General features: G+C 34.7%; 12 protein-coding genes. 10 read left to right on the forward strand and 2 right to left on the reverse strand.

Annotated elements, in window-relative coordinates; translation table 11 throughout:
* Positions 1-34 precede the first annotated feature (34 nt).
* Together pabB and BQ5209_RS04165 are read right to left on the reverse strand one after the other, a co-directional pair.
* Positions 35-1,789 (reverse strand): aminodeoxychorismate synthase component I, encoded by a 1,755-nt coding sequence (gene pabB, locus BQ5209_RS04160; protein WP_167370309.1) that lies wholly within the window; start codon positions 1,787-1,789, stop codon positions 35-37.
* A 1-nt stretch (position 1,790) separates the two neighbouring features.
* Positions 1,791-2,366 (reverse strand): anthranilate synthase component II, encoded by a 576-nt coding sequence (locus BQ5209_RS04165; protein ID WP_143421844.1) that lies wholly within the window; start codon positions 2,364-2,366, stop codon positions 1,791-1,793.
* Between the two features lie 291 nt (positions 2,367-2,657).
* Between BQ5209_RS04165 and manD the strand changes: the two genes are divergently transcribed.
* The 10 genes from manD (at position 2,658) to BQ5209_RS04220 (ending at position 12,806) form a co-directional block, all read left to right on the forward strand.
* Positions 2,658-3,872, forward strand: coding sequence for a D-mannonate dehydratase ManD (gene manD, locus BQ5209_RS04170; protein ID WP_085247296.1), 1,215 nt, complete (start codon positions 2,658-2,660; stop codon positions 3,870-3,872).
* Between the two features lie 15 nt (positions 3,873-3,887).
* Positions 3,888-4,901 carry a Zn-dependent oxidoreductase gene (locus BQ5209_RS04175; protein WP_085247297.1) on the forward strand — a complete coding sequence of 338 codons (1,014 nt, stop codon included), beginning with the start codon at positions 3,888-3,890 and terminating at the stop codon, positions 4,899-4,901.
* A gap of 68 nt (positions 4,902-4,969) precedes the next feature.
* Positions 4,970-6,319, forward strand: a complete 1,350-nt coding sequence (locus tag BQ5209_RS04180; protein ID WP_085247298.1) for an MFS transporter — start codon at positions 4,970-4,972, stop codon at positions 6,317-6,319.
* A gap of 23 nt (positions 6,320-6,342) precedes the next feature.
* The gene (locus BQ5209_RS04185; RefSeq protein WP_085247299.1) at positions 6,343-7,824 is read left to right on the forward strand and encodes a mannitol dehydrogenase family protein; all 1,482 of its coding nucleotides are present in this window, start codon (positions 6,343-6,345) and stop codon (positions 7,822-7,824) included.
* 201 nt (positions 7,825-8,025) lie between these two features.
* Positions 8,026-8,709 carry a GntR family transcriptional regulator gene (locus BQ5209_RS04190; protein ID WP_085247300.1) on the forward strand — a complete coding sequence of 228 codons (684 nt, stop codon included), beginning with the start codon at positions 8,026-8,028 and terminating at the stop codon, positions 8,707-8,709.
* Between the two features lie 488 nt (positions 8,710-9,197).
* A complete protein-coding gene (yccX, locus tag BQ5209_RS04200) occupies positions 9,198-9,473 on the forward strand; it encodes an acylphosphatase (RefSeq protein ID WP_085247302.1) in 276 nt (91 codons plus the stop codon).
* An 81-nt stretch (positions 9,474-9,554) separates the two neighbouring features.
* Positions 9,555-10,118 (forward strand): LPS export ABC transporter periplasmic protein LptC, encoded by a 564-nt coding sequence (lptC, locus tag BQ5209_RS04205; protein ID WP_085247303.1) that lies wholly within the window; start codon positions 9,555-9,557, stop codon positions 10,116-10,118.
* 3 nt (positions 10,119-10,121) lie between these two features.
* Positions 10,122-10,664: a lipopolysaccharide transport periplasmic protein LptA gene (lptA, locus tag BQ5209_RS04210; protein ID WP_085247304.1), complete on the forward strand. Its 543-nt coding sequence runs from the start codon at positions 10,122-10,124 to the stop codon at positions 10,662-10,664.
* A gap of 1 nt (position 10,665) precedes the next feature.
* Positions 10,666-11,391 (forward strand): LPS export ABC transporter ATP-binding protein, encoded by a 726-nt coding sequence (gene lptB / locus BQ5209_RS04215; RefSeq protein WP_085247305.1) that lies wholly within the window; start codon positions 10,666-10,668, stop codon positions 11,389-11,391.
* A complete protein-coding gene (locus BQ5209_RS04220; RefSeq protein WP_085247434.1) occupies positions 11,391-12,806 on the forward strand; it encodes an RNA polymerase factor sigma-54 in 1,416 nt (471 codons plus the stop codon). The genes lptB and BQ5209_RS04220 overlap by 1 nt, the downstream gene beginning before the upstream one ends.
* The last annotated feature ends 13 nt before the right edge of the window (positions 12,807-12,819 follow it).

The raw sequence follows: 12,819 nt of genomic DNA on the forward strand, positions 1-12,819 counted from the left end.
ACATTCCGTCAGCGTGCTGGCGGAATGTATACACTTAAATGCCAGTAGATCTTAATGCCAATTTAAATTGACTAAAAACCTTATCATCAATGTTCACCCATTTACGAACACTATTGATAAAAGCGATTTTTTCAGCATTTATCAGATCATCTTTTAAAATCGTTTTTTCTAACAATTGATTGTGATCCACATAAAATTGTCGCATGGTTCCAGCTAATAATCCCGATTCTTTTTTAGGTGTCACCCATTGATCATTAATCAATAGCGCAAGGTTACCATTAACAAACTCAGTTATCTCATTGTATTGATTAAAATTAATATATTCTTTTCCTACAGTTAAATCTGGGAAGTGCTCACGATTGGAAGTTTTATGATATAAATACACATTTTGGGTATTAACACATTGTGTTGCCAGATGAATTTCATTAATTTTCATTGGGTTATTAATTATATCTTGGCTAATGGTATAGTCCCCATCTTTTTGCTGTAAAATTCTCACTTTATAAAGGCTGTTAGGCATTGAATTTGCTAACTTAATAAGTTGCATCTTAATTGCATGAATGTCACAGTTAAAATCAAAATAATTAGCTGATTGAGCAAGTCTGCTTAAATGTTCATCTAATAATAAAAATTGCCCTTTTTCAAGCAACAATGATTCAATAATATATTTGGGGGTAGAAATAGTGCGATTCAAAATGGCTGTTTTCGCTAAGATCTCACTATATTCGTCTTGAGATGTTGAATCCCAGGTGATCCCACCTCCAACACCATAGCGCATCTGTTGATTGTGTATGGTTAATGTACGAATTGGGATATTAAATATAGCTTTATTTATATAAGGTTCAATATAACCAATTGTTCCACAGTAAACACCCCGTTGGGAGTTTTCAATATCTGTGATAATTTGCATGGTACTGGTTTTTGGGGCACCGGTAATTGAGCCACAAGGGAATAGGGCTTGAAAAATTTGATATAAACTAACATCTTCCTTCATTTCAGCTTGAATCGTTGAAGTCAATTGCCAAACGGTTGGATATTTTTCCGCTGAAAATAATTTAGGCACTGTCACCGTTCCTGGTTTTGCAATGCGACTTAAATCATTACGCAACAAATCAACAATCATCATGTTTTCAGCTTGATTTTTTTCAGAAAATAACAACTCTAATTGTCGTTTATCTTGTTGATTATTTAAGCCACGTGCGGTTGTTCCTTTCATTGGTTTTGTCGTAATAATGTTATTGTCTAACTTAAAGAATAATTCCGGCGAAATCGATAAAATATGATAATCGTCAAACTCAAGATAAGCGCAATAATCTGCCTGATTGTTTTTTTGTAGAAAGTGGTAATAATCAATAGCGCTTTCATTAAATGGTGCGGTAAATTGAATAGTATAGTTGGTTTGATAAGTATTGCCTGATTCAATTTGTGATCGAATAAAGTCAATTTTTTGATTATATTCATCTCTTGATGTATCGCTTATTAAATTAAAGCTTGGCGGTGTATAATCATTGAGTTCTACTTGTTCAACCATAGAAAAATGATCAAAAATACCAAATAACAATAGTGGCAAACCTTGATGGACCTCATCATTATATTTTGTTTTATTTTCACTATTTAACCCCGTTGCACTTTCATAAGCGAGATACCCAACCGCATAAAAACCTTGTTGGGTAAATTTTTCGATTAATTCGAATTGTTGTTGAATTGTCGAGTAATCATTCGATCTTAAAATGGCGATAGGATTGCAAAAATATTTATGCTGACTTTCAAAATCTATATAAATTTTCATATTAAGATTGCTCATGGACAAAATTATTAATCATTTGTAAACCTGATTCGGTTTTTATCGCTTCAGGGTGGAATTGAACTGACTCAATGGGTAATGTTTTATGACGCAATCCCATAATCAATCCTTGATTGTTTCGAGCAGTTACAACTAGGTGAGAATTTTTTTGTGAAAAATTATCACATGCAATCAATGAATGATAGCGAACCACTGAAAGCGGGTTTTTGACTCCCTTAAATAACCCTTGACCATCATGCGTTATTTCATCGACTTTACCGTGCATCGGTATTGGTGCTTTGGCAATGCGGTAACCATAATATTGTGCAATGGCTTGATGTCCTAAACAAATTCCCAATATCGGGCAAATATGAGCAAATTCAGCAATCACAGCAAGTGATATTCCTGCATTAATTGGTGCTCCTGGGCCAGGGGAAATGATAATTTTAGAAAAGCCGAGTTCCTTTACTTGTTCAATTGTCAGTTCGTCGTTTTTGATGACTTTAACTTTTGCGCCAACTTGGCATAAATAATCGTTAATATTAAATGTAAAAGAATCATAATTATCTATTAATAATATCAAAGTATAGTCCATTAATTACAAAGCATGTTGATTTAAAAACTGGTAGCTGTAACAGTTAAAATCCAGTCGTAATAGGTTTTATTATATCGTTAATACTCTTAAAAGAAGAGCGTATTGCAGCTTTACTCTCTTTTTATCTCTTTTTTTATACTTAAACAGTATCTTTTCTGAAACTTTTTAACAAAAAACGTTTTTTCTGTGATTAAGCTCACAAAAACATACAACTCTACTTGTATGGTAGTTGTTGCGCGGTTATTTTTAGGATGCTTAAATTTACACAAGAGGTATTGGATGAAAATTGTAAAAGCAGACGTTTTTGTATGCAGTCCAGGAAGAAATTTTGTTACATTAAAAATTACCACTGATGAAGGCATTTATGGAGTTGGTGATGCAACACTTAATGGGCGTGAATTAGCCGTAGCATCTTATCTTAAAGATCACCTGTGCCCTCAACTCATTGGGCGCGATCCACATCAAATAGAAGACATCTTTCAATATTTCTATAAAGGCGCCTACTGGCGTCGTGGTCCTGTGACTATGTCGGCTATTGCGGCTGTTGATATGGCACTGTGGGATATTAAAGGCAAATTAGCCAACATGCCTCTTTACCAGCTATTAGGTGGCGCATCTCGCACAGGCGTTATGGTTTACTGTCATACCACTGGTGCAAGCATTGACGAAGCATTAGATGACTATGCTAAACATAAGGAAATGGGGTTTAAAGCAATTCGAGTGCAATGTGGTATACCAGGAATGAAGACCACCTATGGTCAAAGTAAAGGGAAAAACCTAGCTTACGAACCCGCCACGCGTGGAAATTACCCAGAAGAACAATGTTGGGCAACAGAGAAATACCTCGATTTTATGCCTAAATTGTTTGATGCCGTACGCAATAAATTTGGTTTTAATGAGCATCTACTGCACGACATGCATCACCGTTTAACACCAATCGAAGCGGCTCGTTTTGGGAAAAGTATAGAAGATTACAGGCTGTTTTGGATGGAAGATCCAACGCCTGCTGAAAATCAAGAATGTTTCCGATTAATACGTCAACACACAGTCACCCCAATTGCAGTTGGTGAAGTGTTTAATAGCATATGGGATTGCAAACAACTTATTCAAGAGCAATTGATAGATTACATTCGAACTACAATTACCCATGCAGGCGGTATTACCCATATGCGTCGTATTGCTGATTTTGCCGCCCTTTATCAAGTAAGAACAGGATCGCACGGACCATCTGATTTATCCCCAATTTGCCATGCAGCCGCACTGCATTTTGATATGTGGGTACCTAATTTTGGTGTGCAAGAATTTATGGGTTATTCAGAGCAAATGCTAGAAGTTTTTTCACCAAACTGGACTTTTAATGATGGTTATATGCACCCAAGCGATAAACCAGGTCTTGGTATCGATTTTGATGAAAAACTTGCCGAGAAATATCCATACAACCCAGCTTACTTACCGATTGCTCGTTTAGAAGATGGCACGTTGTGGAATTGGTAAATTATAGGAGGTTATATGAAAAGTATTGTAATCAAACAACCTAATGAATTGGTAATTGAGGAACGAAAGGTTCCTCAGCCTGCAAATGGGGAAGTAAGAGTAAAAGTAAAATTAGCAGGTATTTGTGGATCTGACAGTCACATATATCGAGGACATAATCCTTTTGTTAAATATCCAAGAGTTATTGGTCATGAATTTTTTGGTGTGATTGATGAAGTTGGTGAAGGAGTTGATAGATCTAGAATTGGAGAGCGAGTATCAGTCGATCCTGTTATTAGTTGTGGGCATTGTTATCCTTGTTTAGCTGGTCGTCCTAATGTTTGTACCTCTCTCACTGTATTGGGGGTTCATCGAGATGGTGGATTTAGTCAGTACGCAGTAGTTCCAAGTAAAAATGCTTATGTTATCCCAGATGAAATTAGTGATGAGTTTGCAGTGATGATTGAACCATTTACTATCGCAGCAAATGCAGCCAGCCATTTAAAACCAACCGAAAATGATATTGCATTAATTTATGGTGCAGGACCTATGGGGCTAACTTCAGTACAAGTATTAAAAGGAGTTTATAACGTTAAAGAGGTCATTGTTGTTGATCGAATTGAAGAACGTTTAAATATGGCAAAAATTAGTGGTGCTGACAGAGTAATAAACAATACCTGTTTATCTTTAAAAGATGAGCTGGATAAGCTCAGTATTAAACCGACGGTTATTATAGATGCAGCCTGTCACCCAGCCATATTACAAGAAGCTATTGACGTTGCATCGCCAGCAGCCAGAATCTTGATTATGGGGTTTTCAAGTGATATATGTCAAATAACTCAGCAAAGTATTACAAGTAAAGAGTTATCTATTTTTTCCTCTCGATTAAATGCTAATAAATTTCCAGTAGTTATTGATTGGCTTAAGAAAAAATTAATCGCTCCACAAAAATTAATTACTCACCAATTTGATTATATACAAGCCATTCAAGCGATAGAGATCTTTGAAAAAGATCAAAAACAGTGTTGCAAGGTATTACTAACTTTTTAGTTGGAGATTTTTAAGCTCAATTTTATGAGTGATCCTAATTATATACAAAATTATAAAGAGAGCGAAATATGAACAGTATAGGAAATGATAAATGTGAAAGAAATGCTTCAGATTTAGTTAAAGCAGCTGTTTCTGGATGGCTTGGAACAGCATTAGAATTTATGGACTTTCAATTATATTCTTTAGGTGCAGCACTAGTATTTCGTGAAATATTTTTTCCTGAACAATCGGCAATTATGGCACTAATTTTAGCAATGGGAACCTATGGTGCAGGATACATTGCTCGCATTGTTGGTGCCTTTATCTTTGGACGAATGGGTGATGCGATTGGTCGAAAAAAAGTTTTATTTATAACAATTACTATGATGGGTATTTGTACAACATTAATCGGTGTATTACCGACTTATGCTCAAGTAGGTATTTTGGCTCCTTTAATGCTAGTTATCTTACGGATTGTTCAAGGTTTGGGAGCCGGTGCTGAAATTTCAGGGGCGGGCACTATGCTTGCAGAATATGCGCCTAAAGGGAAAAGAGGAATTATTTCTTCTTTAGTTGCAATGGGTACTAACTGTGGAACACTAAGTGCTACTGCAATTTGGGCTATTATGTTTTTCTTGTTAGATAAAGAACAGCTAATTGCATGGGGATGGAGAATCCCTTTTCTTGCTAGTGCGCTTGTTATGATTTTTGCTATATGGCTTAGAATGAACTTGAAAGAAAGCCCTGTATTTGATGGCGTCAATAATGTCAATACTCAATCAATGAATAATAGGCTGGTAATCAAACATATTTCATTAGCTGAAATGATAAAAAGTAAATCATTTTGGCTCGCAACAGGTTTACGCTTTGGTCAGGCAGGAAATTCTGGGCTAATTCAAACTTTTTTAGCTGGCTACTTAGTGCAAGCTTTATTATTCGAAAAAGGGATACCGACAGATGCATTAATGATTAGTTCGATTGTAGGATTTGTCACAATTCCTTTTTTAGGATGGTTATCTGATAAAATAGGTCGACGAATCCCATATATTGTTTTGACCGTTTTGGCAATTATTCTTGCTTACCCAATGTTATCGATTGTTGTTGATAAAAATCATTCTGTAAATACCATAATGTTATGTTTAATTATTATTCATAACATTGCAGTACTAGGGTTATTTGCGCTAGAAAATATTACTATGGCTGAAATGTTTGGTGCTCGTAATCGCTTTACTCAAATGGCAATATCTAAAGAAGCCGGAGGTCTTATTGCTGTTGGATTTGGTCCTATGTTAGCTGGAATTTTCTGCAATATTGTTAATGATTGGTGGCCTATTGTTGCTATGATTATAGTTTATTCTTGTATTGGCTTGATATCTGCGATTTTTATGCCGGAAGTTAAAGATCGTGATTTGTCCGATTTAAATGATGCCGCATTATAATTTAATGCTTTAAAGGGAAAATAATGAAATTATCAAATCAAACGTTATCACAACTACCTGAAAAGGTAGTTGTACCAAATTATGATAGAAATAAGCTTAAAACTAAAATAGTTCATCTTGGTTTTGGTGCTTTTCATCGTGCTCATCAAGCTGTTTTTACTGACATTTTGGCAGCAAAGTATGGCAGTGATTGGGGATATTGTGAAGTTAATTTAATCGGCGGTGAAAAACAAATTGAAGATTTAAAGCAGCAAGATTACCTATTTAGTGTGTGTGAAATGGCTTATGATAATTGGAACTCGCGAGTTGTAGGGGTCGCCAAAGAGGCATTACATGCTGATATTGATGGTATTGCAAAAATATTAGAAGTTATGACACGCCCTGAAATCGCTATCATTTCAATAACTGTTACTGAAAAGGGATATTGTTATTTACCGTCAACGGCATCAATTGATCTAAATAATCCGTTGATTAAACACGATATTGAAAATGCAGCTAAACCGAAAACTGTTCCGGGTCTGATCGTTGAGGCATTACGTTTACGTAAAGAAAAAGGTTTAAAACCGTTTACGGTAATGTCTTGTGATAATATGCCAGAAAATGGTCATGTGACACGTAATGTTGTTTTGGCGTTAGCCAAACAACGTGATCAAAGTTTGGCTAGTTGGATAGAGCAAAACGTGACATTCCCATCAACGATGGTTGACCGAATTGTACCTGCTGTGACACCTGAAACCATGGAAAAAATCCAAAAACAACTGGGTGGTATTGAAGATCCGGCGGGCGTTGCCGGTGAGCCATTTAAGCAATGGGTGATTGAAGATAACTTTGTTGCCGGCAGACCCGAGTGGCAAAAAGCTGGTGCTGAACTTGTTAGTGATGTCTTGCCTTATGAAGAGATGAAGCTACGCATGTTAAATGGTAGTCACTCGTTTTTGGCTTATTTAGGCTATTTAGCAGGATATTTACATATTGATGAATGTATGCAAGATCCTAATTATGTGAAGGCAGCAAAACATTTGATGATAAATGAGCAAGCAACTACATTACGAGTAAAAGGAGTTGATTTACAGGCTTATGCCGATTCGTTGCTTGATCGTTATCGCAATACAGGGTTAAAACATCGTACTTGGCAAATAGCCATGGATGGCACTTTAAAATTACCTCAACGTATGCTCGATTCAGTCCGTTTCCATTTAGCGAATAACACACCTTTTGATTGTTTAGCTCTAGGCATTGCCGCTTGGATGCGGTATGTAAGTGGTACAGATGATGTTGGTAAGACAATTGAAATAAGTGATCCAATGAGCAGTAAGTTAAAACAATTAGTGATAAATAGCCAAAATAGTGAAAATCGGGTAGAATCGTTTTTGTCATTGTCACAAGTATTTGGTTATGATTTACCTAATAATCCACGTTTTGTTGAGCAGGTAACTAAAGCTTATTTATCTTTGCGGGATACTGGCGCCAAAAAGTCAGTTGAGCGATTAGCAAAAAGTTTTTAAAGTATTTCTAAAGCATTACTAACACAACTAACATAATTAATATAAACAAAGTGTAATTGCTAGCAATTACACTTTTCATTTGAACTTAAGTTTAGTGTAAATAGCCTTTTTATAATTATGGTGATTTATCAAAAAAACTTTTCTTATATTTAAAAATCCCCTACTATTCTTCATAATTTAATTTTTTACATAAGATGATATATGTTTAAATCTGTCGCCTTAAATATTTCAGCACCGGTTAATCAACAAATTTATCGTACTTTAAGAAAGGCAATTATTACTTGTCAGGTATTGCCAGGTGTTTTACTTTCAGAAAAAGAGATTTCTAACCAATTTAATGTTTCAAGACAACCTGTCAGAGAAGCATTTATTAAGTTAGCCGAGGCTGGGCTTGTCCAAATTCTTCCGCAACGAGGAACGTTTGTTACAAAAATATCGATTAAAAAAGTTATTGATGGTCAATTTATCCGAGATGCTGTTGAGTGTGCAATTATCAAACAAGCAGCACTAAAAATTAGTAAGGCAGATATTTTATTGCTGCAAAAAAATATTAATGAACAAAAACAAGCTAATAAACATAAGAATACTCATTATTTTCTTGAAAAAGATGATGAATTCCATCAAATTTTAATGAATGTGAGTGATTGCCAAATGGCTTGGGAAAGTGTCGAGAATATTAAAGCAATGATGGATAGAGTAAGATTTCTTTCATTAGAACAGATTTCTCCGCCAGAGGATCTTGTTAAACAACACGAAAAAATTCTGATAGCTTTAAAAAATCATGATTCCGAGCTTGCTGCTATAGCTCAACATGAACATTTATCAACTATTTTAGAGACAATAAAAATAGTGTCTAAGCAGAAAAATGAATGGTTTGTGGATTAATATTTATTAAATATCCTAGATGATTTTTTATGTTGTGAATCATTTTACATTATAAATACTACCATTATAATAGACTTTCACCCCATTGAATTCATCAACGACCTTACCAATTTTGGAATTATCAATTTCAACATTGGCAAAAGCACACGAATAAAATGTATAGTAGCTTAATACTGATAATAGCCAAAATAAGAATAGGCTTTTTTTATAGCTCAATAGCATTTTTTATTTCCATTGTTTTTATAATCTATTATTAATTTTAATCGTTATTTTATTAAAACAATAAAATAAATCTAATCTAATAATAACAACTGCATAGTAATATTATTACGGTATCTTATATTAAACTTACTCGTACGGTATTTATAAGTACAATAGCATCTATCTTTTGTATAAGTTAGTGACTGATGAAAGATTATTCTCTGCTTATAATCTGAATTATCATTATGTTATCTATGTTTGAGTTAATAATAACGGGGAATTGCAGGATGAAGAAAGTTAAAATAAATGTGAAAGGGCGAGTGCAAGGCGTTGGATTTCGTTTTTTTACATATCAGCAAGCCCAAAAGCTAGGATTAGTTGGCTATGTTCGTAATTTAGATAATGGCGATGTTGAAATTATTGCTCAAGGTGACCATTTACAAATAGCTAAATTAACAAAATGGATTGAAAATGGTGGTCCTGCTTCGTCGCATATTTCACATATAAATATTTGTGAGTTATTGCCACAAGACGATTTAACTTCTTTTAATGTTCGATATTAATTTAACGAAAAATAAAGTAAAATAATTAAAATTTTGGATATTCGGAATAATAATTTCTAATTAATGTGAATAACGTATGTTATGAATAAAAAAAATCTAATCTGTTTTTTACTGCTCATTATTGTTATTGGTGTTTATTACAATTATCAAAAAGGAGATGGGGCAGCAAGCCAATCTACCCAAAATATATCAGATAAACCGATTTATCAAAGTGATGAAATGTTGACAGATATTTACGACTTATCAGGGGAACTTGTGTATAAAATTGAGTCGAGTAATGTTAGGCATTATGATGATTCAGATAATACTGAATTTGATTCGCCTAATTTTACCATTTATGATCAACAGCATGTAGCTACATGGCATATTAAAGCAAAAAAAGCGACGCTAACGAGTAATAAACTTTTGTACCTTTATCATGATGTACAATTAGATAATTTGACACAAGAAGCTCAATTAAAACAAGTTAAAACAGATAATGCAGTGGTAGATTTAACCTCACAGCTAGTTACATCGGAAGATCCTGTCATCATTAATGGGGTGGGGTTTTATTCAACCGGTATTGGTTTAGCTGGGGATTTGCGTGCCAAAACGGCTAACATACTTGAAAATGTAAAAACATATTATAACACTGAGGCAAAATAAAACATGAGTTCGCTAAAACAAGTTATTTGTTCATTCATTTTATTGCTACCTATTTCTTTAAGTAGTTTTGCAAATGAGCCGACTACGCAATCAGAAAATTCCAAGCTATTTGCCGATAATAAACCCATTGCAATTGATGCTGATAATCAACAAATTGATATTGAAAATAATACTATTACGTTTATTGGCAATGTGGTCATTGTTCAAGAAGGATTAACCATAAAAGCGGATAAAGTGGTTATCACTGAAATGCAAGATACAGAAAAACAAAAAATTACAGCTTATGGTAATCCAGTGAATTACAAGCAAATTTTGCCGAAAAACAATAAAGTTGTCACAGGGCACTCATCACAAGTGATTTACGAAGTAAAACAAAATAATGTTGTGTTACAAGGGAATGCAGAGCTATTTCAACAAGACAATCATATTGTGAGTGAAATGATTATTTATGATGTCAAAAAGCAGCAAATATTTGCGCAGCCAGGTAAGAATAGGCGAGTTAAAAGCACGATCATCCCAAACCAAGTTAAAGAGATGAGCAAATAAAATGTCAATTTTAAAAGCGGAAAATCTAGCTAAAGTATACAAAAAACGCCGTGTAGTTGAAGATGTGAGTTTAACTGTTAATTCAGGCGAAATCGTTGGATTATTGGGACCTAATGGTGCAGGTAAAACTACTACTTTTTATATGGTGGTTGGTATTGTGACTTTAAATGCGGGTAAAATTTACCTTGATGATCATGATATCAGCATTTTACCTTTACACGAGCGAGCACAAAAAGGCATCGGCTACTTACCGCAAGAACCCTCTATTTTCAGGAAATTGTCTGTAATTGATAACATTATGGCAATTTTAGAAACGCGCAAAGATATTGATAAAAATGAAAAAATTGACCGAGCTGAAGAATTACTTGAAGAGTTCCATATTACGCATATTCGTGACAGTATAGGGCAATCTTTATCAGGTGGTGAAAGACGTCGAGTTGAAATTGCTCGCGCATTAGCCGCTAATCCTAAATTTATTTTACTTGATGAACCTTTTGCGGGCGTTGATCCGATTTCAGTGATAGATATCAAAAGCATTATTAAACATCTACGTGATCGAGGACTAGGTGTATTAATCACTGATCATAATGTACGTGAAACGTTAGATGTTTGTGAGCGAGCTTATATTGTTAATAAAGGTCATTTAATAGCTGAAGGTACGCCGGCGAGTATTTTAAATAACGAAGATGTAAAACGTGTCTACTTAGGAAATGAATTTAGACTATGATGAAACCAAGTTTACAACTGAAAGTCTCGCAACAGCTTTCGCTGACACCACAATTACAATTGGCGATTCGATTGCTACAGTTGTCAACTTTAGAGCTTCAACAAGAGATTCAAACTGAACTGGAAAATAATCCATTGCTTGAAATTGCCGAACAATATCACGAAATTAATGTTGAACAAAACGTTCAAGATGAAAATATCGATACCCGCGAAGCCTTAGATAGCCGAGAAATACCTGAAAATATCCCATTAGATGCCTCATTAGATGATATCTATACCGCAGGAACCCCCTCTGGTACTCATTCTGATTATTGTAATGATGAATTGCCTATCTATCAAGGTGAAACTCACGAAACGTTACATGATTATTTAAGATGGCAACTTGAGTTAACGCCTTTTAGTGATACCGACCGAGCGATAGCGGTGTCGATTATTGAAGCGATTGATGAGCGGGGGTATCTAACGGTTTCTATCGATGAAATTTTGGAAGAGCAGGGTAATGACGAAATTGAACTGAACGAAGTTGAAACTGTTTTAAAGCGTATTTGGCATTTTGATCCAATTGGCGTTGGTGCCAGATCGTTACAGGAGTGTTTGTCTATCCAAATTCAACATTTAACCTATCCACTACTAGTTAAACCAATTATTGATAACTACTTAGATTTATTAGCGAATCGAGATTATAGAACTTTAAAAAAAGTATTAAATGCTAGCGATGAGCAGTTAAAAAAAGCAGTCAATTTTATTCAACATCTACAGCCATACCCAGGTGATTCAGTCAATACTACACCGCCAGATTACGTGATCCCAGATGTTTTAGTAAAAAAAGTGAATGGAAACTGGATGGTCGATTTGAATAATGACACTATGCCACGCTTACGCATTAATCAGCAATATGCTGCAATGGAAAAGATAGCAAATGAAAGTGATAGCCAGTATATCCGATCACATATGCAAAATGCGAATTGGTTTATTAAAAGTATTGAAAATCGTAATGAAACATTACTTAAAGTAAGTCAATTTATTGTTGAACATCAGCAAGCATTTTTTGAACACGGCACTGAATACATGAAACCAATGATTTTGTCTGATGTTGCAATAGCAATAGACATGCACGAATCAACGATTTCCCGTGTGACAACACAGAAATATTTACAATGCCCTACAGGAATATTTGAGTTAAAATTCTTTTTTTCTAGCCATGTAAACACAGAATCAGGTGGCGAAGCCTCATCAACGGCTATTCGTGCTTTAATTAAAAAATATATATTGGCAGAAGATCGCAAAAAACCATTAAGTGATAGTAAATTGGCCGCAATACTTGAAGAGCAAGGTATAATTATTGCCCGTCGAACCGTAGCAAAGTACCGTGAAGCCTTATCAATTCCACCATCAAGTCAACGAAAACAGCTTTAAAGGTAAAGCTGTT

The organism is Gilliamella mensalis (genome assembly GCF_900103085.1).
In the GTDB taxonomy this organism is placed as follows: domain Bacteria; phylum Pseudomonadota; class Gammaproteobacteria; order Enterobacterales; family Orbaceae; genus Gilliamella; species Gilliamella mensalis.

What these genes read in the sequence shown, in the direction of transcription:
- pabB (WP_167370309.1), bottom strand. Translation starts at nt 1,789, where the DNA reads ATGAAAATTTATATAGATTTTGAAAGTCAGCATAAATATTTTTGCAAT.
- manD (WP_085247296.1), top strand. Translation starts at nt 2,658, where the DNA reads ATGAAAATTGTAAAAGCAGACGTTTTTGTATGCAGTCCAGGAAGAAAT.
- BQ5209_RS04175 (WP_085247297.1), top strand. Translation starts at nt 3,888, where the DNA reads ATGAAAAGTATTGTAATCAAACAACCTAATGAATTGGTAATTGAGGAA.
- BQ5209_RS04180 (WP_085247298.1), top strand. Translation starts at nt 4,970, where the DNA reads ATGAACAGTATAGGAAATGATAAATGTGAAAGAAATGCTTCAGATTTA.
- BQ5209_RS04185 (WP_085247299.1), top strand. Translation starts at nt 6,343, where the DNA reads ATGAAATTATCAAATCAAACGTTATCACAACTACCTGAAAAGGTAGTT.
- BQ5209_RS04190 (WP_085247300.1), top strand. Translation starts at nt 8,026, where the DNA reads ATGTTTAAATCTGTCGCCTTAAATATTTCAGCACCGGTTAATCAACAA.
- yccX (WP_085247302.1), top strand. Translation starts at nt 9,198, where the DNA reads ATGAAGAAAGTTAAAATAAATGTGAAAGGGCGAGTGCAAGGCGTTGGA.
- lptC (WP_085247303.1), top strand. Translation starts at nt 9,555, where the DNA reads ATGAATAAAAAAAATCTAATCTGTTTTTTACTGCTCATTATTGTTATT.
- lptA (WP_085247304.1), top strand. Translation starts at nt 10,122, where the DNA reads ATGAGTTCGCTAAAACAAGTTATTTGTTCATTCATTTTATTGCTACCT.
- lptB (WP_085247305.1), top strand. Translation starts at nt 10,666, where the DNA reads ATGTCAATTTTAAAAGCGGAAAATCTAGCTAAAGTATACAAAAAACGC.
- BQ5209_RS04220 (WP_085247434.1), top strand. Translation starts at nt 11,391, where the DNA reads ATGAAACCAAGTTTACAACTGAAAGTCTCGCAACAGCTTTCGCTGACA.